This is a genomic window from Corynebacterium gottingense, assembly GCF_007559235.1.
GTDB lineage: Bacteria > Actinomycetota > Actinomycetes > Mycobacteriales > Mycobacteriaceae > Corynebacterium > Corynebacterium gottingense.
Genome location: NZ_VMHH01000006.1, coordinates 45,946 through 68,988, shown reverse-complemented (window position 1 = coordinate 68,988; position 23,043 = coordinate 45,946). Strand labels below are relative to the sequence as shown.

General features: G+C 64.3%; 23 protein-coding genes. 6 read left to right on the top strand and 17 right to left on the bottom strand.

Annotated elements, in window-relative coordinates; translation table 11 throughout:
* Position 1: 1 nt before the first annotated feature.
* On the bottom strand, positions 2 to 937 hold the full coding sequence (locus tag FPH17_RS08045) for an exodeoxyribonuclease III (protein WP_154879688.1): 936 nt from the start codon (positions 935 to 937) through the stop codon (positions 2 to 4).
* A gap of 91 nt (positions 938 to 1,028) precedes the next feature.
* Here FPH17_RS08045 and FPH17_RS08040 point away from each other — a divergent pair, with 91 nt between their 5' ends.
* Positions 1,029 to 3,206, top strand: a complete 2,178-nt coding sequence (locus FPH17_RS08040; RefSeq protein ID WP_154879686.1) for an NADP-dependent isocitrate dehydrogenase — start codon at positions 1,029 to 1,031, stop codon at positions 3,204 to 3,206.
* Between the two features lie 256 nt (positions 3,207 to 3,462).
* Here FPH17_RS08040 and FPH17_RS08035 read toward each other — a convergent pair whose 3' ends face one another.
* Both FPH17_RS08035 and ppc read right to left on the bottom strand, forming a co-directional pair.
* Positions 3,463 to 4,410, bottom strand: coding sequence for a putative endonuclease domain-containing protein (locus FPH17_RS08035; protein WP_095277699.1), 948 nt, complete (start codon positions 4,408 to 4,410; stop codon positions 3,463 to 3,465).
* A 51-nt stretch (positions 4,411 to 4,461) separates the two neighbouring features.
* Positions 4,462 to 7,119 carry a phosphoenolpyruvate carboxylase gene (gene ppc / locus FPH17_RS08030; RefSeq protein ID WP_154879684.1) on the bottom strand — a complete coding sequence of 886 codons (2,658 nt, stop codon included), beginning with the start codon at positions 7,117 to 7,119 and terminating at the stop codon, positions 4,462 to 4,464.
* A 201-nt stretch (positions 7,120 to 7,320) separates the two neighbouring features.
* Here ppc and FPH17_RS08025 point away from each other — a divergent pair, with 201 nt between their 5' ends.
* Complete coding sequence (locus FPH17_RS08025; RefSeq protein ID WP_154879682.1) at positions 7,321 to 8,643, top strand: O-acetylhomoserine/O-acetylserine sulfhydrylase; 1,323 nt, start codon at positions 7,321 to 7,323, stop codon at positions 8,641 to 8,643.
* A 9-nt stretch (positions 8,644 to 8,652) separates the two neighbouring features.
* A complete protein-coding gene (gene metX / locus FPH17_RS08020) occupies positions 8,653 to 9,798 on the top strand; it encodes a homoserine O-acetyltransferase MetX (protein ID WP_154879680.1) in 1,146 nt (381 codons plus the stop codon).
* A gap of 8 nt (positions 9,799 to 9,806) precedes the next feature.
* On the opposite strand, the gene FPH17_RS08015 is transcribed toward metX, so the two are convergent.
* Entirely contained in the window at positions 9,807 to 10,472 is a 666-nt protein-coding gene (locus tag FPH17_RS08015; RefSeq protein WP_167496797.1) for a metallophosphoesterase family protein, read from the bottom strand.
* Positions 10,473 to 10,602: 130 nt separating this feature from the next.
* Here FPH17_RS08015 and FPH17_RS08010 point away from each other — a divergent pair, with 130 nt between their 5' ends.
* Positions 10,603 to 10,884 (top strand): hypothetical protein, encoded by a 282-nt coding sequence (locus FPH17_RS08010; RefSeq protein WP_154879676.1) that lies wholly within the window; start codon positions 10,603 to 10,605, stop codon positions 10,882 to 10,884.
* Positions 10,885 to 10,896: 12 nt separating this feature from the next.
* On the opposite strand, the gene FPH17_RS08005 is transcribed toward FPH17_RS08010, so the two are convergent.
* From FPH17_RS08005 to FPH17_RS07985, 5 genes are all read right to left on the bottom strand, one after another.
* Complete coding sequence (locus FPH17_RS08005; RefSeq protein WP_095547739.1) at positions 10,897 to 11,331, bottom strand: DMT family transporter; 435 nt, start codon at positions 11,329 to 11,331, stop codon at positions 10,897 to 10,899.
* Positions 11,332 to 11,369: 38 nt separating this feature from the next.
* Positions 11,370 to 11,690, bottom strand: coding sequence for a DMT family transporter (locus FPH17_RS08000; RefSeq protein WP_095547594.1), 321 nt, complete (start codon positions 11,688 to 11,690; stop codon positions 11,370 to 11,372).
* Positions 11,691 to 11,726: 36 nt separating this feature from the next.
* Positions 11,727 to 12,209 carry a tRNA-specific adenosine deaminase gene (locus FPH17_RS07995; RefSeq protein WP_154879674.1) on the bottom strand — a complete coding sequence of 161 codons (483 nt, stop codon included), beginning with the start codon at positions 12,207 to 12,209 and terminating at the stop codon, positions 11,727 to 11,729.
* The gene (locus FPH17_RS07990) at positions 12,206 to 12,826 is read right to left on the bottom strand and encodes a DsbA family oxidoreductase (RefSeq protein WP_154879672.1); all 621 of its coding nucleotides are present in this window, start codon (positions 12,824 to 12,826) and stop codon (positions 12,206 to 12,208) included. Before FPH17_RS07990 ends, FPH17_RS07995 begins: the two co-directional genes overlap by 4 nt.
* 79 nt (positions 12,827 to 12,905) lie before the next feature.
* Positions 12,906 to 13,379, bottom strand: coding sequence for a MarR family winged helix-turn-helix transcriptional regulator (locus tag FPH17_RS07985; RefSeq protein ID WP_154879670.1), 474 nt, complete (start codon positions 13,377 to 13,379; stop codon positions 12,906 to 12,908).
* Positions 13,380 to 13,631: 252 nt separating this feature from the next.
* Here FPH17_RS07985 and FPH17_RS07980 point away from each other — a divergent pair, with 252 nt between their 5' ends.
* On the top strand, positions 13,632 to 14,096 hold the full coding sequence (locus tag FPH17_RS07980) for a DDE-type integrase/transposase/recombinase (protein ID WP_244288085.1): 465 nt from the start codon (positions 13,632 to 13,634) through the stop codon (positions 14,094 to 14,096).
* A gap of 322 nt (positions 14,097 to 14,418) precedes the next feature.
* On the opposite strand, the gene FPH17_RS07975 is transcribed toward FPH17_RS07980, so the two are convergent.
* From FPH17_RS07975 to FPH17_RS07945, 7 genes are all read right to left on the bottom strand, one after another.
* Positions 14,419 to 15,714, bottom strand: a complete 1,296-nt coding sequence (locus FPH17_RS07975) for a hypothetical protein (protein WP_154879666.1) — start codon at positions 15,712 to 15,714, stop codon at positions 14,419 to 14,421.
* A gap of 63 nt (positions 15,715 to 15,777) precedes the next feature.
* Entirely contained in the window at positions 15,778 to 17,538 is a 1,761-nt protein-coding gene (locus tag FPH17_RS07970) for an ABC transporter permease (protein WP_244288084.1), read from the bottom strand.
* A 51-nt stretch (positions 17,539 to 17,589) separates the two neighbouring features.
* Entirely contained in the window at positions 17,590 to 18,660 is a 1,071-nt protein-coding gene (locus tag FPH17_RS07965; RefSeq protein WP_095277710.1) for an ABC transporter substrate-binding protein, read from the bottom strand.
* A 73-nt stretch (positions 18,661 to 18,733) separates the two neighbouring features.
* Positions 18,734 to 19,723 (bottom strand): ABC transporter ATP-binding protein, encoded by a 990-nt coding sequence (locus FPH17_RS07960; RefSeq protein ID WP_233125501.1) that lies wholly within the window; start codon positions 19,721 to 19,723, stop codon positions 18,734 to 18,736.
* On the bottom strand, positions 19,711 to 20,568 hold the full coding sequence (locus FPH17_RS07955) for a hypothetical protein (protein ID WP_133064808.1): 858 nt from the start codon (positions 20,566 to 20,568) through the stop codon (positions 19,711 to 19,713). The genes FPH17_RS07960 and FPH17_RS07955 overlap by 13 nt, the downstream gene beginning before the upstream one ends.
* Before the next feature lie 69 nt (positions 20,569 to 20,637).
* Entirely contained in the window at positions 20,638 to 20,955 is a 318-nt protein-coding gene (locus tag FPH17_RS07950) for a DUF3017 domain-containing protein (RefSeq protein WP_095277717.1), read from the bottom strand.
* 14 nt (positions 20,956 to 20,969) lie between these two features.
* Positions 20,970 to 21,839, bottom strand: coding sequence for a bifunctional methylenetetrahydrofolate dehydrogenase/methenyltetrahydrofolate cyclohydrolase (locus FPH17_RS07945; protein ID WP_186439346.1), 870 nt, complete (start codon positions 21,837 to 21,839; stop codon positions 20,970 to 20,972).
* Positions 21,840 to 21,862: 23 nt separating this feature from the next.
* Here FPH17_RS07945 and FPH17_RS07940 point away from each other — a divergent pair, with 23 nt between their 5' ends.
* Positions 21,863 to 22,333, top strand: a complete 471-nt coding sequence (locus tag FPH17_RS07940; protein WP_095277722.1) for a tRNA (cytidine(34)-2'-O)-methyltransferase — start codon at positions 21,863 to 21,865, stop codon at positions 22,331 to 22,333.
* Positions 22,334 to 22,351: 18 nt separating this feature from the next.
* Here the strand turns inward: FPH17_RS07940 and FPH17_RS07935 are convergent, their stop codons facing one another.
* Positions 22,352 to 23,020, bottom strand: coding sequence for an MOSC domain-containing protein (locus FPH17_RS07935; protein ID WP_095277725.1), 669 nt, complete (start codon positions 23,018 to 23,020; stop codon positions 22,352 to 22,354).
* Positions 23,021 to 23,043 lie beyond the last annotated feature (23 nt).

Genomic DNA, 23,043 nt, shown 5'->3' with positions numbered 1-23,043 from the left:
CTCAGCCCTCCGCGACCTCAGACGCATCGGCGTACTCCACCAGAAGCGGAGAGTGGTCCGACCAGCGCAGCTCCACCGCGTCGGCCTTTTCCACCCAACTGCGCCGCGCCCGCGCGAGCATGTCGGCGGTAGCGGCTTGGTAGTCGATGCGCCACCCGGCGTCGTTGTTAAACGCCTGGCCGCGGTAGGTCCACCACGTATACGGCGCAGCTTCCGGCGACAGGCGACGGGCCACGTCGAACCACGCTGGCTCCGCCGTGGCCGTGCGAGGCGCCGCACCCTCGGGGCCGTAGTCGACCGCGCCGGCCCAGCCCGCGTTCGCCTTGTCCTCTATATCCTGCGCCTCATCGTCGGGGAATGCGCCGAACACTGAGTCCATAAACGCGCGCTCCGACGGCAGGAAGCCGGACTTCTTGCGGTTCGTCTTCCAATTTTTCAGGTCCTCGCGGCGGTGGCAGATGTTCCAGTCGCCGCCGATCACCATCTGCGGGTACTGCGCGGCCCACTGCGCAAGCAGAGGCTCGAACTGGTCGAGGAACTCGTACTTCTCATCTTGCTTCGCGGTCTCCGCCGCGCCCGACGGCAGGTAGAGGGAGGCGACGCGCGTCCCGCACGGCAGGGTCCCCGCCAGGAACCTGCCGGCGGTTTCGAATCCGGGGATGCCCGTGTGGACGTCGATAAGCGAGTGCTTCGACAAAATGCCAACCCCGGCCCTCCCCTTCGCCTCAGCGGGCGCAACTACCAGCTGCCAACCCTCTTCGAGGGCGGGGGCAAGCGCCGCGTGCGCCTGCTCCTCCGTCGCGCGGACTTCCTGCATCAGTACCACGTCGGCGCTGGTGTGCTGCAGCCATTCGAGCATGCCCAGGTTGTCCTCGTTGCGGACCTTCGTCGCGGCCCGAATCCCGTTGACATTCACAGAAGCGATAGTGAGACTCATGCCCCCGAGACTACCTTTTACAGGACAAGCGGTATGTAAACGCTGTACGCTGAGAGGTTGAACACTGCCAACCAGAAATATGAGGAGCACAATGGCTAAGATCATCTGGACCCGCACCGACGAGGCGCCCCTGCTGGCGACCTACTCGCTCAAGCCGATCGTGGAGGCGTTCGCTTCCCAGGCAGGGATCGATGTGGATACCGCCGACATCTCGCTCGCCGGCCGCATTATCTCGCAGTTCCCGGAGCGCCTCACCGATGAGCAGAAGCTTGACGACGCATTGGCGCAGCTCGGCCAGCTGGCCAAGACGCCCGAGGCGAACATTATTAAGCTGCCGAACATCTCCGCATCTCTGGTGCAGCTGAAGAAGGCTATCGCCGAGCTGCAGGCCGCCGGCTTTGACCTGCCGGAGTACGAGGAGGCGCAGGAGAAGTACGACGCCGTCAAGGGCTCCGCTGTGAACCCGGTGCTGCGCGAAGGCAACTCCGATCGCCGCGCGCCGGAAGCTGTGAAGAACTACACCAAGAAGCACCCGCACTCCATGGGCGAGTGGTCGAAGGACTCCAAGACCAACGTCGCCACCATGGATGCCGGCGACTTCCGCCACAACGAGAAGTCCGTCATTATCCCGGCCGAGGACACCCTCACCATCAAGATGGCCGACGGCACCGTGCTCAAGGAGGGCCTGAAGGTCCAGGCAGGCGAGGTCATCGACGCGACCTACATGTCCGCCGCTGCGCTCGACGCATTCCTGCTCGAGGCCGTCAAGCGCGCCAAGGAAGAGGGCGTGCTCTTCTCCGCACACCTCAAGGCCACCATGATGAAGGTCTCCGACCCGATCATCTTCGGCCACGTCGTGCGCGCATACTTCAAGCCCGTCTTTGACAAGTACGGTGCCGAGCTGCTCGAGGCCGGCCTGAACGGCGAGAACGGCCTCGGCGCAATTCTCGACGGCCTGTCCGAGCTGGAGAACGGCGAGGAGATCCGCAAGGCGTTCGAGCAGCAGCTTGTCGACGGCCCGTCGCTGGCCATGGTGAACTCCCACAAGGGCATCACCAACCTGCACGTGCCGTCTGACGTGATCATCGACGCCTCCATGCCGGCCATGATCCGCACCTCCGGCCACATGTGGAACGCCGACGACCAGGAGCAGGACACCCTGGCCGTCATCCCGGACTCCTCCTATGCCGGTGTGTACCAGGCCGTGATCGAGGACTGCCGCGCCAACGGCGCCTACGACCCGACCACCATGGGTACCGTCCCGAACGTCGGACTCATGGCACAGAAGGCCGAGGAGTACGGCTCCCACGACAAGACCTTCAAGATCCCGGCCGACGGCACCGTCCAGGTGGTCAACTCCGCAGGCGACGTACTCATCGAGCACGACGTCCAGGCCGGCGACATCTGGCGCGCCACCCAGACCAAGGACGCCCCAATCCAGGACTGGGTCAAGCTCGCCGTCAACCGCGCCCGCCTGTCCGGCATGAAGACCATCTTCTGGCTCGACGAGGAGCGCGCACACGACCGCAACCTCATCGACCTGGTGAACAAATACCTGGCCGACCACGACACCGAAGGCCTGGACATCTCCATCCAGTCCCCGGTCGAGGCCACCAAGACCTCCATCGAGCGCATCCGCCGCGGCGAGGACACCATCTCCGTCACCGGCAACGTACTGCGTGACTACAACACAGACCTCTTCCCCATCCTGGAGCTGGGCACCTCCGCGAAAATGCTCTCCGTCGTCCCGCTGATGGCAGGCGGCGGCCTGTTCGAGACCGGTGCCGGCGGCTCCGCCCCGAAGCACGTCCAGCAGGTCCAGGAAGAAAACCACCTGCGCTGGGACTCTCTCGGCGAGTACCTCGCACTGGCCGAGTCCTTCCGCCACGAGAAAAACACCAACGGCAACGAACGCGCCGGCGTCCTGGCCGCCGCGCTGGACAAGGCCACCGAAAAGCTTCTCGACGAAGGCAAGTCCCCCTCCCGCAAGGTCAACGAGATCGACGACCGCGGTTCCCACTTCTGGCTGTCCCTGTTCTGGGCCGAGGCACTGGCAGCCCAGACCGATGACGCCGAGCTGGCCTCCGCGTTCGAACCGATCGCCAAGGACCTGCGCGACAACGCCGAGCAGATCGACTCCGAGCTGCTCGCCGCACAGGGCAACGCCGCTGACCTCGGCGGCTACTACTGGCCGGACGAGGCAACGACCACTGCGGTCATGCGTCCGTCCGAAACGTTTAACAAGATCATCGACGCGCTGAAGAAGTAAGCGTTAGGTCTTCACTGTCTAGGCCCCGGTTGCTGCGTTTTCGTGGCGGCCGGGGTTTTGGTTTGTGGCTCTTGACCTGGCCTGTCGATGTCGCACTACGTAGCCTCAGAAGCGTAGCCCCTAATGCGTAGCCTCTAGAACGTAGCCTTTCGAGTAAATCATGTTTGAGTTGGCCAAAGTTTTTCCGTTTACTCGAAAGGCTACGTTTTAGGGGCTACGCTTCTCCCGCTACGTTTTAGCTTTCGTGTCAGCCGCATCAACGTAGCCTCCGCCGCACCGCTTTCTGCTGCCCCACCAGAGTGTCGCGCACTTCTTGCACAAACGTCTCCGGATTTCTGCGCAGGAAGCCCGGCGAGTACCGCAGGAACACATACCCCTGGTTCGCTATCCGCTTTTGCCGGCGAAATTCCTTCTGCCTCACCTGTTCTGCGTCTGGGCCTTGGTATTTCACCTCACCATCGATCTCGATGAGCAGCCAGCCATCGATGCACAGATCGGCATACCGCCCAGCCACCTCATACTGCGTTGTCACCGGACCAATTCCTGCTTGGATGAGCAGCCCACGCGCGAGGGATTCGTACGGTGAATCGGAGTTGGCTACCGCGTGGTCCAAACATTTTCTCACCGTGCCAATTCCCTTGGCTCTTCCGAGCAAGGCAGCATGTGTATGCAGCATCTCCAGATCGAACCCTCTCCGGAGTAGGTAGTCGGCCGCCACGAGTCCCTCGACGAATCCGTGGTAGCGGGCGATGTCAGCGAAAGTGCGGAAACCGGTTGTCAGTCGGTGCCCGTCAACGTCGCCAATGTCCATCGGGAGCAGTTTCGATCGACGAAACACCAGGCCCTGACTACGATCTCTGTTGGTAGAGACACCCCCGGATGGCAAGGCGAGCTCAATGTGTTCCGCTGACGTGCTAATGACCCACATACCGTGCATCCGCGCAGCCGAACGTCCAACTAGGATCGCGCTGTTACTTGTCCTGCCAGCGGCTTCGACGCGCAGCCATTGCCGCTCATGGTATCGCAACTCCTCCCACGCGCTACGCGGGTAGTAGATCACTGAGCTCAGCGCCAAATAGTGCTCAGCGAGATACACGAGTGCCTCCCGCGACAGCGCGCGCTTATCGACGATCCCCCGCCGCAGCTCCCCCTTCCGTGCTTCCCACCGCCGCAGTTCGACCTGGTTTTCCCTGTCAATCCCCATACCTAGTTTGACGAAGAAAACCAGGTCCAGGTTCCCTCACTCCGCGGAAACCTACCCCGCGTTGCGCAGCGCTGTGGCGAGCCCGTTCATGGTGACCTGGATGGTCTTGGAGACGAGGAAGGTTTCGTCGCCGGCGCGGTAGCGGCGAAGCAGCTCGAGCTGGACGGCGTTGAGCGGCAGTAGGTAGGGGTAGCGGCGCTTGAGCGAGCGGGCCTGCCGCTGGTTCTCGGCAACCAGGTCCGTGTGCCCGGTGATGCGGAAGTACACCTGGCGAGTGCGCTCGAATTCGTCGGAGATGAGCCCGAAAATCCGCTCGGCGACATCAGCGTCTTCGACCAGGTCGGCGTAGAGGCGAGCCAGCGACATCTCCGCTTTCGCCATCACCTGCGCCATGTTTGCCAGCACGGAGCGGAAGAACGGCCAGTCGCGGTAGAGCTCGCGCAGGTCCTCCCAACGCTCTTCGCTTTCGCCTGCCCAGCGTTCGACCGCGGTGCCGACGCCGAACCAGCCGGGCACGTTGGTACGCGACTGCGCCCAGGACAGGACCCACGGGATAGCGCGAAGATCGGAGATCGCAGTGGTTTGTTTGCGCGAGGCGGGGCGGGAGCCGAGGTTGAGCTCGCCGATCTCGTGGAGCGGGGTGGACTGGGTGAAGTAGTCGATGAAGCCGGGGTCGCCGATGAGTTCGTTGTACTTTTCGCCGGAGTAGGCGGCAAGCGTGCGCATGATGTCGTAGGCGCGGGTCGGGTCGGCGATCAGTTCCGTGTCCAGCAGGGAGGCCTCGAGGGCGCCGGCGACGAAGGCCTCGAGGTGGCGGCGGGCGGTCTCGGGCGAGCCGTACTTGGCGGAGATGATCTCGCCCTGCTCGGTGATGCGGATGGAGCCGTCGACGGCGCCCTTGGGTTGGGCGAGGATGGCGTCGTAGGTGGGCCCGCCGCCGCGGCCGACTGCCCCGCCGCGGCCGTGTGCGAGCCGAAGGCGGATGCCGTGGCGGTTGCAAAGTTCGACGAGGGCGAGTTCGGCGTCGTACAGCGCCCAGTTAGCTTGCAGGTAGCCGCCGTCCTTGTTGGAGTCGGAGTAGCCGAGCATGACTTCCTGGACGTCGCCGCGGGCGCGCAGGTAGTCGCGGTAGAACGGGAGTGACCAGAGGTCTTCGAGGATGCGCGCGCCGTGCGCGAGGTCGTCGATCGTTTCAAACAGCGGCACAACGTTGACCGCGTCGAGCCCGACCTCTTTGAGCAGCACCATGGGTTCGAGGATGTCGGAGACGGCCCCGGTCATGGCGATGATGCACTGCGCGATCGTGCCTTGCCCCAGGTCGCGGACGGCGCGTGCTGCTGCGGTGAGGATGCCCATTTCCTTGCGCGTGGCGTCGCTAAGCTGCGCCTCGGCGCGCAGCAATGGTCGCGGTGTGCGCAGCTCTTCGACGAGCACCTCCACTCGGTCCTCCTCCACGAGCTCCACGTAGTTTTCGCAGACACCGGCTGCCGCGAGCACCTCCGCCACGACCGCCTCGAAGGACTCGGAATTCTGTCGCAAGTCGAGCGTGTACAGGTGGAAGCCGAAGGTGGTCACGGCCGAGCGCAGGCGCGCGAGCCGGTCATCGGCGATAATCGCGCCGCCGTGCGCGCGCAGCGAGTCGTCGATGCAGTCCAGGTCGGCGAGCAGTTCGCTCGGGTCAGCGTAGGGCGCATGCTTGTCGACGCCCACCTGCTCCCCCGCCAACGCCGCGCGCGTTGCCGCAACGCGGTGCCGGATCCCGTACACGGCGCGGCGGTAGGGCTCGTCCACGCGGGACTCGGCGGTGTTGTTGGCGGCGTCGGCGAGCTGGGAAAGCTCTGCGGAGCAGGTGGAATAGCGGTCCGACAGGGAAAGCTCGCGCTCCAGGTCGGCCAGCTCGTCCAGGTAGTGCGCCAGCGCTGTGTCGGCGGCCTGGCGGGTGGCGTAGGTGAGCGTTTCGGCGTTGACGTACGGGTTGCCGTCGTGGTCGCCGCCGATCCAGGAGCCCGGGCGAAGGACCGGGGTGAGTGCAGGGACGGTCCCGGTGGCGTCGGCAAGCAACTGCTGAATGGCGCGGTTGAGCTCCGGGATCTGCTCGAGCAGCGAGAGTTTGTAGTAGCGCAGGCCGACGTCGATCTCGTCTTCGAGGCGCGGGCGCGCGATGCGGATGAGGGCGGTCTGCCACAGCAGGGTCATGCGCAGCTCCATCTCGCGCTCGATCGCCTCGGGGTCCGCACCGGCGTGAAGCTCGCTGAGCAGGCGTTTGATGCGTGTCTGGGTGTCAAAGACGGTGCGCCGACGCGTCTCGGTGGGGTGCGCGGTGAGCACCGGCGAGACCTGCGCGCCGGCGACCAGTTCGGCGACCCGATCTGCACCCACCCCGCTGTCGTGCAGGTGCGCGAACGTGTTGCGCAGCGACACCGGGGCGGGGACCTTCTCGTCGTCCAGGTCCTCGACGAGGTTGGTCAGCAGCGCGAAGTGGCTAAACGCGCGGGCGACCAGGTTCACGTTCGTGATGTCCAGCTCGCGGAGCACGGCGAGCAGGTCATCCGGGGTGGCGTCGCCGTGCGCGATGTCGAAGGCGGTGCGGCGGGTGGATTCAACCAGGTCGAAGACTTCCTGTCCCTCCTGTTCCGCGATCACCCGGCCGAGCACCCGCCCGAGCAGTCGGATGTCTTCACGGACGTGGTCTGCGGGTTGGGTTGGCACGTGGTGTCTCCTTACAGCATCGAATTCTTAGGCGGTGTCCGGCACACCATCTAATGTAAACCAGATCACATCCCCGCTCACTACAACGCACATCACACTTCTACGAGCTGGGTAAACTACCTCAATTTTATTCAGCCATTTAACACGCAAAATAGACAGCTTGGTACACAATGGGCCGACCGCACGTTACGGTCGGGAGCCATGAGCAACTACGACAACTCCAACGCCAACGAGTGGGCCTTCGCCACCCGCTCTATCCACGCAGGCCAGCCCGTCGATTCCGATACCGGCGCGCGCAACCAGCCGATTTACATGACCACCAGCTACGTCTTCGACGACGCGCAGCACGCGGAGAACCGCTTCAACCTCTCGGACGCGGGCCCGATTTACACTCGCCTGACCAACCCAACGCAGCAGGCGCTGGAGGATCGCCTCGCTTCCCTGGAGGGCGGCGTCGCCGCTGTCGCCTTCGCCTCCGGCATGGCTGCGGAGACCGCCGCGATCCTCAACCTCGCCTCGGCCGGCGACCACATCGTCACCTCCCCGCGCCTCTACGGCGGCACCGAGACGCTCTTCGAGGTCACGCTGCCCCGCCTCGGCATCGAGTTCACCTTTGTAGATGACCCGGACGACCCGGCCAGCTGGCAATCCGCTATCCAGCCGAACACGAAGGCGCTTTACGCGGAAACTTTCGGCAACCCGATCGCGGACGTGCTGGACATCCCGGCCGTCGCCGAGGTCGCGCACACCAACCAGGTCCCGCTGATCGTGGACAACACCATGGCCACCGCCGCGCTCGTGCGCCCGATCGAGCTGGGCGCGGACGTCGTCGTGGTCTCCACCACCAAGTTCTACACGGGCAACGGCGCGGCCATCGGCGGCGCGATCATCGACGGCGGCTCCTTCGATTGGACCGTCCAGCGCGACGGCGAGGACGTCTTCCCCTACTTCACCACCCCGGACCCGGCCTACCACGGCCTGAAGTACGCCGACCTGGGCGCGCCCGCCTTCGCGCTCAAGGCCCGCGCCGGTCTGTTGCGCGACACCGGGGCGGCGATCTCCCCGTTCAACGCGTGGGTCGCGCTCCAGGGCCTGGACACCCTCCAGCTGCGCGTGGACAAGCACAACGAGAACGCTGCTGCGGTCGCCGAGTTCCTGGCCAACCACGACAAGGTGGCGAAGGTCAACTACGCGGGCCTGCCGGATTCGCCGTACAAGGCGGTCAAGGACAAGCTCGGCCTTGCCCACACCGGCTCCGTGCTCTCCTTCGAGGTCGCGGGCGACCCGGACGATCGCACCAAGGCCTGGGCGTTTATCGACGCCCTGAAGCTGCACTCCAATCTGGCCAACATCGGCGACGTGCGCTCCCTGGTGGTCCACCCTGCCTCCACCACCCACTCACAGTCCAATGCGGAGGGGCTCAAGCGCGCCGGCATCAGCCAGGCCACGGTCCGCCTGTCGGTTGGCATCGAGGACATCAACGACATCATCGACGACCTCAAGCGCGGATTCGCGGCGATCTAGGCGGACCCCATGCTCACACTCGCCCCCGAGGGCCAGCTCGCCACCGTCGACATCGGCACCCTCCGCACCGAGGCAGGTGCCCAGATCGACGAGGTGCAAATTGCTTACCGACGATGGGGCGAGCCGGCCGGTGACCCCAACGGCACCAACAACATCCTGCTTGTCGAGCACGCGCTGACCGGAGACCCGGACGCCTCCGACTGGTGGTGCGAAGCGATCGGCCCCGGCAAGGCGCTGGACACCAACGAGTGGTGCGTGATCTGCACCAACGCCCTCGGCTCCTGTTACGGGTCGACGGGTCCGGCGTCCCCCTACCCGGGCGGCACCGGAGTGTGGGGCTCCCGCTTCCCCGCCGTCTCCATCCGCGACATGGTGCTGGCCGAGCACCGCTTCCTCGAAGCCCTGGGTATCTCGCGCGTGCACGCGATCCTGGGCGGCTCGATGGGCGGCGCCCGCGCGCTGGAGTGGACGCTGCTTTACCCGGAGCAGGTGGACTACGCGCTGGTCATCGCCGTCTCCGCGCGCGCGAGCGCGTGGCAGATTGGGATCCAGACGGCACAGATCACCTCGATCACGCAGGACCCTCACTGGCAGGGCGGCAACTACCACGGCACGGGCAGCGCGCCCGACGCGGGCCTGGCCGCCGCGCGGCGTCTGGCCCACCTCACCTACCGGGGCGAGCTGGAGATCGACGAACGCTTCGGCACCTCCGCCCAGCCCGGCGAAAACCCGCTCGGCGCCTACCGCGAGGACGGCGAGCGCTTCGCCGTCCAGTCGTACCTGGAGCACCAGGGTCGCAAGCTCACCGAGCGTTTCGACGCTGCGTCCTACGTCACGCTCACCGAGGCCCTCAACCGCCACGACGTGGGCCGCGGGCGCGGCGGTCTCAACAAGGCGCTGGCCTCATCGACCGTGCCCACCATGATCGTGGGCGTGGATACCGACATTCTCTACCCCTACCACCAGCAGGAACACCTCTCCCGCAACCTAGGCAACCTGCTCGCGATGTCGAAGCTGTCCTCGCCCGTCGGCCACGACGCGTTCCTCGTCGAGGCGCGCCAGATGGACCGCGTCCTGCGCAACTTCATCGCGCTGACCCGCGAGGCCCCGTCCGCGCACGACATCGCGGCCGCCCGCGGCGACTACGACATCTAGGTCCGGGCTCAGAGGTCGCGGAGGGTCACGTGGGCGTCGTCAAGCGAGGCGATGAGCCCGCGCCCCATACCCACCCAGCCGACGGGCACGGCCGCGTCCAGCGCGATCCGCTGGTGCACATGTCCGAGCGCCCAGGCGTCGTAGCCGCGCGCCTCGAGCTCCGCGACGTCGCAGGGCAGGCAGGCGTTGTTGGAGTATTCGCCGGTGACGGAGGTGTGGAGGAGTCCGAGGTTGGGCGCGCCGCTGATACGCGAAGGGAACGACGGCACCAAGCGGCGCGGGTCGCGGTCCACTTCGACGGCGGCGGTGTGCAGCGCCCACCCGCCCGCTCGGATGGTCTGGGGCTCTTGCCTTGCGACGATCACCCCACCCGGAATGACTCCAGTGAGGTCGTGGTGCACGTCGTGGTTGCCCGCGATAAACACGACGGTGTCGAACAGCTCGAGGGCGCGGGCGAAGAAGCGCGTGACCTCGCCGAAGGTGGCGCTGGTGAAGCGGGAGCGGTCGATGACGTCGCCAAGCATCACAAAGTGCCCAGCCCCTTCCTGCGCGCCGCGGCGCAGCGCGCCCAGGGCCCAGTCGATGCCCGGGCCGATCTTCTTGTCGCCGTGCTGTTTTCGGCCCAAGTGGATGTCGGCGACAACGAGGATGGGGTCGGCTGCGAGGTGAGGCATGGCCCCAGGGTATCCGGGCGCGCCGTGCACCGATGAGTCCGCGCCCCTTCGAGTCGCATTTTTGTACGAACCAACGGCGCCCCCTAATGCCAGGGTGGTTGTGAACAACGAACCGTAGGAGGTTTTGTTCATGACCGATTCACAGTTGCCTGAGTTGGTGCCGTCGGCGTTGACGTCGCCCGGGGCTGTTGAAGCCCCGGTGGTTGCCCGAAAGATCAAGCCTAAGATGTCGCGTGAGGAGGTCGAGGAGATCTTGTCGATGCCGCCGCGTGTGCTGGCGGCGGGGGAATTACTCGATGATGAGACGTTGGCAGCGCTTGAGGCTGTGGCGTTCGTGTTCTCCCCAAACCGTAGGGCCGGTTCTGGAAGTTGGTTTCATCCAGTACAGCAGCGGCGGAGTGGGCGAGGGTAGGCCGACGGGTTGTTATTGGTGCTGTTCCGAGGCCATGGCGGTCCGGGTATCACTCTTTTTCGCCTCGAGTTTCGGGCTGTCGGCGAGTTTGAGCCAGATGACACCGCCGATGATGACAGTCAGCCAGAATCCCTTCACGAGGGTGAGGGTCTCATCGAAGAAGACGGGGCCCAGCAGGGCGGCGCCGACGGCGCCGATTCCGGCCCAAACGGCGTAGCCGATGCCCACGTCGATCTTCTTCAGAGCGACGCTCAGGAAGAACAGAGTGAAGAGGAAGAAAACGATCGCTACGAGGGACCACGTGAGGTTGGTGAAGCCTTCGCTACCGTTGACGCTTAGAGCGTATCCAACTTCGAATCCTCCGGCGAGTAGTAGAGCCAGCCAGGGTCTGGCGTTTTTCTCGGTGGTTTCTGGGGCGGCAGTGCCGCGGGTTGCATTGGTGGACATGAATACAGTCCTTTCTGAAGATGGGGCGAGAGGGGGTGTTAGGCAGTGCCGGCGAGGTTGAGCCCGACGACGCCAGTGATGACGATTCCGATACCCAGCAGCTTCTTCCACGTCAGCTTCTGGGAGAGGAATATCGCGCCGAGGATGACAATTCCGACGCCGGCCAGAGAGGTCCACAGCGCATAGCCGACACCGACGTCGAAGGTCAGCAGGGCCAGACTGAGGAAAAAGGTGCCGATTCCGCCGCTGACGAGGGTGGCAACGCTCCACCAGAAATTGGTGAAGCCTTGTGCTTTCCCGGCGGAGATACCGACCGCGACTTCGAAGATGACAGCGATTCCGAGGTAGAGCCAACTCATGGTAGGAGTCCTTTCAAGGGGGTGCAGGAGCGCTGATCAGCGTCCACGTTTGTTTTGTGTCTGGAGGTATCGGGAGAACGGCTCATTGCCGCGCTCGGCGGGCAGATTATGGAAGACGGCAGACCGGAGCTCATCGGTGATGCCCAGCGAGGGATAACTGGCGCGATAGTCGAATCCCCATTTGGCGACGGCATCACGGTCGACAGCCACGTAGACGGCTTCGATGCCGTGGTCGAGAGCAAAGCGATAACACAGCCCGCAAGGTTCGCCGGTGGCGAGCAGTATGGTTCCGGATAGATCCTCCCGGTCGTCGAGGACTTCACGCATGGCGACGATCTCCGCGTGAGCACTTGGATCGCGAGTCTCCCGGACTCGGTTGACTCCGAAATCCGAGATGACGCCCGAGTCGTCGACGACTACACCGACGAAGGGCAAACCCCCGGCCTCGACGTGCTCCACACACCTTTCCACGGCCTGGTCCATGACCTCGACGAGGGCCTCCGGGGCAGTCGTGTTCATGGGCGAGCCTCGCGGGGGGCAGTGTTGATGGTCAAGTCGTCGACGGTCTTCTTTAGCCGTGTAGCGCTGGGGACTCCGGACAGAAGGTAACCGTCGACCACGAAGCCCGGCACAGAGGTGATGCCGACGGTGTTGACTGCATAGTCCTGGTCGGCTTGCTGCCTGGCCCGTCGGTCCTCGCTATGCAGAGCGGCTTCAACCTCGCCCGCATCAAGACCTACGGAAGTGGCGACGTTAACGATCACGTCATCATCGCCGATGTTCCTGTTTTCCTGGAAGAACGCTTTAAACATTGCCTCGGAGTACGCGTCGGCTTTGCCGCGCTCTTGGGCCAGCTGGAGCACCATGAACGCCTTCTCGGTGCGTGGCTGCGGGGAGATCGTTGGGAGGCTGATTGGCACATTCAGGCGCTCGGCCATCGGGTAAACCGCGTCCTTCCAGATCCGCGGTAGATAGTCATCTTCTGGCCGCAGAGTAGGAACAGGGTGAGGGCGTAGCTCGAAGGGGCGAATGGTTACCTCGACGTCACGGTCTCGCTTAAGCTCGTCGATTGCTCCCTCCACGAGGAAGCAGAACGGGCAGACGTAGTCGACAAAAACATCAATTTTCGTGGTCATGGATCAGGCCTTTCGGTTCAGAGCATGTATGTACATACATGTATAGGTGTGTGGGTCGACCCCGGAAACGCTGGGGCCCTTAGGAGATGAGCTTGCTGATTGCCTGGAATGACTGGTCGAGATCAACCAGGTTCAGCTGCGGGTACTTTTTGGCCGCATCACTGAGAAGCTCGCAGATCTTCGTTTCGTATGGCTCGCGGATTTCTGTCACGACCTTGAGACCGGCGTCGGTAATGACCGCAAAGACCCCTCGCCCATCATCTGGGCAGGTGTCCCGGAATGCCAGCCCCTTAGCCTCCATTCGTTCGACCAGTCGGGTTACCGAGCTCTGAGTAAGGCCGACCCGGTTCGCGAGCTCGGTGATCCGCAGTTCCCGATCGGATGTCCGGCTCAGATGGAGCACGGCTCGGTACTCAGTAAGGCCGATGTTGTAGTTGTCAAGCAGCCACTTACCTAGTGTGGTGTCGACCGCAGTGACAATCGCTGCGACCTGCGCCCACGACGCACTGAGAGTGCGGGCGGGAATAGTCTCAGTCGTTGCTGTCTGGGACATGATTGCTCCTTCGTGTTCGGCCTAGAAGGGGACCCTCTTGGGTGTCGGGTGTCGGCTTGGAAATCTCGATTGATGCACATACATCAATCGAGATAGAGTGTATGTACATACATGGAAATGCGAAAGGAAATTTTCCAGAAAGTGATTTATATCACTAATTTCGCGTCCCTTAGTTGTACATCTAACGAGCGGTAGTGCCGGGCCAAGTTAGTTGACGCTGGTAAGTAGATATGGCCCATCGACCCTGGGAAGGTGTTGTGCTGGGATATTACGTTTTTGCCTGGCCGGTGCTACGGACAAACCTTCGCGTTGCACATGGTGATCGATCTGTACTCGCGTGCCATCGTCGGGTTCGTCGTCGCAGAACGAGAAAATAGCCAACTTGCAGCAGCGATGTTCGCCGACATCTTCACTCGCTTTCCTGAAGTGCACACCGTGCACTCCGACAACCGAGCTGCGATGACCAGCAAACGACTCGGCAAACTCTTCGCCGCGCACGGTGTGGCCCGTTCGCTGAACCGGCTGCACACCAGCAAGGACAACCCGCACACCGAGTCGGTGTTCCAGACCCTGAAAACCAGGACTTACTATCCAAAAACCTTTACCACGCTGGGCGAAGCTAACACCTGGGTCAGCGCTTGGGTGCCGGTCTACAACACCACCCCACACAGCGGAATCAACTACTCCCCACCACAAGCAGGCCTCGACGGCACCTAAACCAAACTGCAACGCAAGCGAGAAGAAGGGATGCGAAAACGCACTAAGCGAAGGCACCATCACACAACTACCGGACGTCAAAGCTGGCACAGGCCTACCGGCAGAAGTCAGCATCATCCGCACCACCACCCAAACCGCCCTAACCCCACCACCCATCACGATCTAACACCCAAACCCGTTCACAACCACTTGACACAAAGCGGCCAAAAACTGACCTGGGGATTTGCAAGCCCGAAACGGCTAAACGATCGATTCGTACAAAAACTTGGAGCAGACCAACTTTTGGTGGACGCCGAATTGTCCGCAATGCGGAGCCCGCAAGCTAGATGTCGCCCAGGAAAATCTGCGCGTTGCGCCACCCGAAGATGTCTACGTCCGCAATCTCCCCGTAGACCATCGGGTACAGCTTCTCCCGGTTGGGCAGGCGCGTCTGCTCGTACTCTTCGGGCGACTGGTGGTCCAGCACCACGATGAAGCGGCGCCCCGGTAGCATGTTCAGCCCGTCCTCAAGCAACATCGCGAATTCGTAGTTAGAATCGTCGGTCCAGCCGCGGGGGATGAGGTCCGAAATGTCGCGAGGCAGCCAGTGCCCAATCGTGCGGGTCAGCTCAACCGCCGCCTCTATGCGCATCTCCTCGTTGAGGTCGGCTGCACTGCGGGCCAGGTCGCGGGGTACTTCGAACGACGCGTCGAAGTCGTTCAGCACGGACAGCGAATACGCGTACATCTCCAGCAGGTTGCGGCGGTACACCCCGTCCTCCTCGAAACGCGGGGAGTAGCAAAGATTGTCCAGCTGCTTCGCGCAAGCGAGTTCGGTGTAGTACTCCACCGGCGTGTAACCGCGTGTAACGCTGCAGAATTCCTCGGCTGCCTCGCCAAGCTTTTTCAACAGCGGGAACGCCTCATCTTCCGTGTCGACGATGTAGGTCAGGCGCATGCCGTCGACGTAAACGGACGTGCCAAGCCGTGACATAATCGTTCCGTCCGGGTACATCGGCACCGGGTAGACCGTGCGGCCCACAGCGGTATAGCTATCCACCTCGTCGGCGTCCAGCATGTTCACGCTCACGGCCTCGTGGTCCGGGGTGAGCGTGGCGGCGAAACTCTCTGGCGTCTGCAAATCATCCACGACCACGACTCGCTCCGTGGGGCTGGTGCTTAGCAGTCGCGCTGGCAGCCACGTCTCTAAGCAATCGTGAAACTCCTCGAGGTCATCCATGAGGAAGTTGCCGGCCGCTTGCTCACACTTCCTTGCCTGGTAGTAGGCATTAGTGAAGCGCGGGTTCCACTCCTTGAGCACCTCAAGGTTGTCTGCGGCCTCCGCGAAGTAGCGGCGCGCCTGCGACGGGGTGGCTTCCACAGAATTGCGCGCGAGGTCCAGCAGCTGGTGGGTGTTGGCCAGCACGACGTAGGCGTCCAACGACTCGTTGCGCCACGGCTCCGTCGGTGTGTACTCGGACGCCGCTAGGGATAGCGTCGCTGCCAACTCGCGGGCGAATTCATTCTGCCGAGGCGAAGTGGAGTCGTGAAAAAGCGAGTCCACCATCACGGTCACCTCAATCTTGGTGCCGGGTAAATCGGTGGTGAATGTGAAATAACTCGAGTGGGAATCTGCCATGCGGGACCTCCTGGGGAAACGACAGCTTCAATCCTACGAAGCCCGCCGACACGCAGCGCCCAGTTACCGAACGGACGTGCTACGCCCCTGCCACCAGCGCACGAGCACGAGCACGAGTGTCGAGGTGCCGACGCCGATGAGCGTCATCGCCATCGCTTCGGCGCGGTGGCCCTGGTCGTACTGGTTCATGATCCACGGCGCGAGCAGGTTGATATTGCTCGGGCGAATCAGTGAGGACATGACCAGCTCGCGGATGCCCACAAAGAAGGCGAGCAGCCAGCCGGCGAACAGGCCCGGCGCGAGCAGCGGCACGGTCACGCGCGTGAAAGTTTGCGCCGGGGTGGCGCCGCAGATCGCGGCGGCCTCCAACATCGTCGGCGACATGGATGCCGCGGACGTCTTCACGTTCTGCACCGCCATCGGCGTAAACAGTACGGTAAACGCCATGACCAGGATGATCTGGGTGCCGTAGGGTGTCCACGGCAGGTTGGGGGAGTTCCACAGGAGGATAAAGCCGATGGCCAGGACGATGCCGGGCACGGTGTCGGGGGCGACGGCGAGGAAGTCGGTGAGCTTTGCCACGATAGTGGAGCGCCGCATGGTCAGCAGCGTGATCGCGAGGGCGACCAGCACCGCGGTCGTCGCGCCGATCGCGCCGAGCAGAATCGAGCGGGTGAGCGCCTCCTGCGCAGACGGCATGGACAGCACGATGGCGAAGTAGTCGAAGGTGAGGTTGTTCGGCGTCGGCGCCTTGGACCGCAGGATCGTCATCGCCGCCAGGACGATGGAGATGTACGGGATGAATACGGACAGGGCAAACACCACCATGCTGTACACCCAAGCGAGGGCCATTGCGCTTTTCGACGCCCGCAGTCGCACCGGCCGCGACGCCCTTCCCCCTCCGGTGAGGTCTTTCCGGCTCGCCCACTGCTGGATGGCCCACGCTGTGACGCCGAGGGCGAACAGCACGGACGAGGTCGCGGCCGCGCTGCTGAAGCTAAGCGGGTCGATGGTCACGTCCTCGTAGATCGAGGACACGAGCACCTTGTAGCCGATTGCGTTACCCAGCGTCACCGGCGTGCCGAACTCGCCGGCCGCCTTGATAAAGACGATGAGCGCGCCCAACGAGTACGGGCCGACCACCATCGGCGCGATGATGCGGGTGAACTGCTGCCAGCGGGACGCGCCCGCCACCTGCGCCATCTCCAGCTGCGAGGCGGGGATGCCCTCGAAGCAGTTGCGCAGGATGAGGTAGAGGAACGGGAAGAGCTCCGCCGCCATGATGAAGCCCATGCCCCAGACGGAGTAGATGGCGTCGTGGGCGAACCCGCCGAGCGTCTCGCCGAGCAGCATGTCGGCCACGCCGCGCACGCGAGTAAAGTCCATCCACGCCATCGCCGCGGCGAACGGCGGGGTCATGAACGGCACCATGATGAGCACCTCCACCCAGCCCGCCTTGCGCATGGGGGTCCAGGCGCGGAACAGGGCGAGCGGGGCGGCGAAGAGCGTGGCGAAGAGGACGACGATGAGCGAGAGCACAATCGTGTTACCCAGGACCTTGAGCATGCCGGGCTCGACCAGCTCGCCGAGCGCGGACGGCTCATCGCGGTAGCCGGTCACCGCGGTGACCAGCACGGAGAGCAGCGGGGCAGCGACGAGGACGAGGAGAAGGAGCAGCACCACGTAGATGCCGGGGCCGTTGCCCCGCCTGGTGTTACGCCCCGGGCGCCGCCCCGCCCGCGCGTTGTTGCTTCCTGGCTCGGCCGACAGCGTTCCCGGCTCGGCCAGCGGCGTTCCCGGCGTTCCCGTGTTCAAGGTCGTCACGTACTTCCTCGCTCCTCGCGCAGGCGGCGCCAGTCGCGCCGCGGGTGGGTGTTACAGGTAACGCTCGGCGAACTGCTCGCGAACGTTCTTGGACTCAGCGGAGATGGCCTCCCAGTCGTCCGAGATCTGCGTGATCTCGTCCAGCTTCGGGCTTTCCTTCGGCTCGACCTCCGGGTTCGCCGGGATCATGTACTTGGACGCGGAGATCTGCTGCGCTTCCTCGGAGAACATGAAGTCGACGAAGGCCTGTGCTGCCTCCTTGTTGTCGGAGGTCTTCATGATCATCACCGGGCGCGGGGAGACCGTGGTGCCGGACAGCGGCAGGCTGATCTCCAACGCCTCGCCCTTGTCCTTCTTGGAGTACGCGGAGTAGTCCACGCCGCCGAGCACGATGCCCTTGGAGCCGGAGGTGACCTTGTCCAGCGCCGGGCCGTTGGCGCCCTCGACGATCATGCCGTTGTCAAACAGCTTGTCAAAGAGCTCCCAGGTCTTGTCCTCGCCCCACTCTGCAACCATGGCGGCGAGCAGGTCGGCGGCGGTGCCGGACTCACGCGGGTCAGGCATGATGACCATGTCCTTGTACTTCGGGTCGGCCAGGTCCTCCCAGTCGGTCGGGGCCTCGTCGATGACGTCGGTGTTGGCCACCAGGGTCAGCGCGGAGCCGTCGCGGCCGTGGAAGGTGTCGTCCTGCGCGTTCCACTTCGGGTTGGAGTTCTCAATGTTGGCGGGCTTGTACGCCTCGAGCGCGCCGGCCTCTGCCTGCTTCGCGGCCGCCTTCCAGGACGCCAGGTAGACCACGTCGGCCTGCGGGTTCGCTTCCTCCGCCTTGAGCTTGGCGGTGATCTTGCCGGTGGTGTCGGCGAATACGTTGACCTTCACATCGGTGCGTTCCTCGAAGGCTTCGACGAGGGCGTCGGTAAGCCCCTGCGGGTTCGCGGAGTAGTAGTCCAGCTCACCGGAGAGGCCTTCCGGGGCCTCCCACTTCTCGGCGGATACGGCCTGGCTCTCGGAGGCGCCTTCGGAGCCGGTGGATTCCGCGTTGTCGGCGGACTCGACGGAACCGCAGGCGGTCATGGTGAGCGCTGCGGTCAGGCCGACGATGGCGGCAGCAATCTTCTTCATTGTTGTCTCCTAAAAGTTCTTGTTCAGTGCTCGCAGGCCGGTCGGCCCAGGAGGAGGACGTGATGACGGGTGGTTACGGTGTGGTCACCGTCAGCAGGACGGTATCCCCGCGCCCGATCGGCGCGCGGGTGTAGGCGAGCCACGGCTCGGGGGCGCCGTCCACCAGGCAGCGGATCTCGTACCGCCCGCCGGTGTACTGCCGCTCGACGACCTCGCCAATGACGGAGTTCTCCGGAAGCGATTCCGGGCGCTTTCCATCATCCAGCACCGTGACCTGCACGTTTTCGGGTCGGTTGTCCGGTAGCGTGTCGTGCGTGTTGGTCACGCCGACGAACCCGGCGACGAACGAGTCCGCCGGGTGGTCGTAGAGTTCCACCGGCGCGGCGAACTGACGGACCTCGCCCTCGTTCATCACGGCGACGCGGTCCGACATGGCCAGCGCCTCGGCCTGGTCGTGCGTGACGTAAATGACGGTGAGGTCCAGGTCGTACGCCAGCCGGGTGAGTTCGCTGCGGATCTGGGTGCGCAGCGCCGCGTCCAGCGCGGACAGCGGCTCGTCCATGAGCAGCAGGTCGGGCTGCGACACCAGCGCACGCGCGATCGCCACGCGCTGCTGCTGCCCGCCGGACAGCTCGTTCGGCCGCTGGTCCGCCTTCGAGGCAATATTGACCATCTCCATGGCCTCCGCCACGCGGCGCTCGCGCTCCTTCGCGTCCACCTTCGCGGCCCCCGTGGTCAGCGGGAACTCCACGTTCTTCGCCACGGTCATGTGCGGCCACAGCGCCAGGTCCTGGAACACCATCGACAGGTTGCGCTTGTTCACCGGGGTGTTCGTCTTCGGCCCGAACACCTCGCGCCCGGCAAACGTGATCGTGCCGGCATCCGGCGTCTCCAGCCCCGCGATGCAGCGCAGCATCGTGGACTTGCCGCAGCCAGAGGGCCCGAGGATGGAGACGAACTCGCCCTTCGCAATGCTTATCGACGTCGCGTGCAACCCCGTCCCGTCAGGAAACTCCCGCCGCACGCTGTCCAATTCGACCTGCGCCGTCGTCACTGCTGCCACCCGCTTTCAATCACGTTGCCGGTCTTAAATGCGTCCTCGTGCACGAGCAGGCCTGCCCGGTCCAGCTCCGCAACTAGTGTGTCGCGTTTGCGCACCGCGTCCTTGCGGGAGGTCTCCTCCTCGGAGATCTCGGCCCACACCTGGCCGCCGAATGTGGCGATCTCCAGATCCGTCTTCACGCCGCCGATCTCGACGCGCCACGTACGCTGCTCGACGGTCTGCGTCATCTTGAGGTCCGACGCCGCCAGCGTAGTGCCGGTCGCCTTTGCAAACTTCCCGGGTTCCAGGTCCTTCACAATTGCCACGGCCTTATCGGCAGACGGAATCTCGCACTGCGCAGTCACGCACGCCGCGCTCTTCTTGGTGCTGAAGTCCAGCGTCGACGTCGCGTAGCTCGCGTTCACTTGCGCCGCGTAGTTGGTGTCCGACGCGTCAAAGTTCTGCTTGCGGGCCTCCTCCAGCCCGGCACCGACGCTTTCGGAGGACACCGAATTGCCCTCGAGTGGCAGGCGATATTTATACGTCACGTCGTATCCCTGCGCGCCGTCCTTGTATCGCAGGCGCGCCGTCCACCCGTGGTTGGCCAGGAGTCCGTCGGCGGTGTCGAAGTACACTGACTGCTCCGCCCCAGAGGATTCACGGACGTCGAAGAAGGAGCGGAATTGCGCGGACGGTGCGCCGTCCGCGCCGACGGCGGTATCACTCAGGCGGAGTTTTACCTGGTAGTCGGGGGCCGCAACCGCCGCGGCACCCGCGTGCGGAAAGGGCGCGAGCGCTGCGGCAACGCAAAGCGCAAGCGCGGGAAGTGACCGTTTCTTTACAAACACCCGGTAGACGGTAGGCATTCAATGTTACTTCCGGGAAAATCCCGTATGAAGTTTGTGTGAACACGGTCCGCCGGTGGCCGCCACAAATCATGACCCCAGCGAGTCGACGGTACCCGCGAGTAGCACCATGGCCAGCCCGCAGCACACACAGAAGACGGCGTCCGCCCGGCGCGAGCGCACGGCGAGCAAGCCGACGATGCGCGAGTCGCAGGCGTAGCGCATCACCGCGAGCCACATCATCGACGCCCCCAGCACAAACGTCGCGCGGCGCCAGTGCTCCGTGGCCGCGAACAGTGCGGAGGCGACAAACCCCACGACAAAGAGGGCAACCATCGCCCACTGTGCCCAATCGGGGAGGCGCGAGGGAGGGTTGCCGATGTCGTGGGGGTTATCGAGTGAGAGCACGAATGCCCCAACCTTTACGCGTCGGACGCGATGCCGGCGGCGCGCTCAGCGCTTTCCACGATGTTGCGCACCAGGAAGGTGCGCGTCATCGGGCCGACGCCGCCCGGGTTCGGGGAGACCCAGCCGGCCTTGTCCCACACATCCGGGTGCAGGTCGCCGACGGTCTTGCCGTCGACGCGGGACACGCCGACGTCGAGAAGCGCTGCCCCCTCCTTAATCATGTCGGCCGTAATCATGTGCGGCTTGCCTGCGGCGGCGATGATAACGTCGGCGCGGCGCGTTTCTGCGGCGAGGTCCTTCGTGCCGGTGTGGCACAGGACGGCGGTGGCGTTGACGTCGCGGGAGGTGAGCATCAGCGAGATCGGCCGGCCGACGGTCACCCCGCGCCCGATGACGCAGACGATCGCGCCGTCCAGGTCGACGCCGAAGCGCTCGAGCAGCTTGATCGAGCCGTTCGGGGTACACGGCAGCGGGGCGGGCTCGTTGAGGACGAGCTTGCCCAGGTTCACCGGGTGCAGGCCGTCGGCGTCCTTGGCCGGATCAATGAGCCCGAGGATGCGATTCTCGTCCAGGTGCTTGGGCAGCGGGAGCTGGACGATGTAGCCGGTGACGGCATCGTCCTCGTTCAGCTCCGTGATCACCTGCTCGAGCTGCTCCTGCGTAGTGTCGCCTGGCAGCTCCTTCATAATGGAGGCGATGCCGAGTTCCTCGCAGTCGCGGTGCTTCATACGCACGTAGTTCTGGCTCGCCGGGTCCTCCCCCACCAGCACGGTGGCCAGGCCCGGGGTCACGCCGTGTTCCTCCTTGAGACGAGCAACGCGAGCCTCAAGGTCCGCGAAAATCTCCTCGCGGTAGAGTTTTCCGTCCAATTTGATCGCAGTCACGCACCCCATCCTAGACTGTCGGTGTGTGCGCACTTCACGTCATCTTTGATAACCCAGTCATCCCCGGCAACACCGGCAACGCGATCCGACTGTGCGCCAATACTGGTGCCGTCCTGCACTTGGTCGAGCCCCTCGGCTTCAACTTCGACGACAAGCACCTCAAGCGCGCGGGCCTGGACTACCACGACCTCGCGGACGTGCAGATCCACCCAGATATAGAGGCCTGCTTTGCCGCGCTGGACGGAGCGCGCATCTTCGCGTTCACCACCAAGGCCACCACGTACTACCACGACGTTGCCTACCGGGACGGCGACGCGCTCCTGTTTGGCACCGAACCCACCGGGCTGTCCGAGGCACACAGCCACCACCCAAAGGTCACTGACCAGGTGCGGATTCCCATGCTGCCCAGCCGGCGGTCAATGAACCTGTCTAATTCGGCGGCCGTCGCAGTATTTGAGGCGTGGCGGCAGCTGGGGTTCCCCGGTGGGGTGTAGGCCTGTCTAGGCCAAGCCTCACCCGAACCGGGCGTCCAACCGCTGCTGATACATCGGTGGCATGATGCGTAGCTCCCACAAGCGCCGCGACAACTCCGCGTCGCCCATCTTCGCACGGAACGCCTCGCCCATGGTGAACCCGTGCGAAGGCTCGTCCAGCACCTCGATGGCATCGCCCGGCGTGATCGCGCCCTCCTTGTTCACGCGAAAGTAGCAGCCACAGTCCCCGCTTAAGGTAAACGCCTTCACCCACTGCGGCTCCCCCATCCACGCCGCGAACGTGCGGCACGGCGAGCGCGGCACGCTCACCTCCAGCTCCACCTCGCCGATGCGGAAGCGCTGGTTGATCAGCACTGCGGTCCAGTCGATGCCCAGGGTCGTAAGGTTCTCACCAAACATGCCGTTGTCCAGTGGGTACCCCAGCTGGTTGCCCCACCAGTCGAGGCGCTCGCGGCTAAACACGTAGACCGCCTTCTGCAGCCCGCCGTGGTGAGCGGTGTCCCCCACCGTGTCGCCGACCACGCCGCTGCCGTCGCCGTAGTGCGGCCCCGGAATGATCACGTCGAGCCGCTCGGCAGGCTGCTTATGAATGCCACTCTGCCGCGCCGCCCCGCCCGGGTCGCGCTGCGGGCGGGCGACGTTTGCACTCAGCACTGTCGCACGTTCGTGCGACTCAGATCCGCTCATAGTGATGTAGCGTACACCCCGAC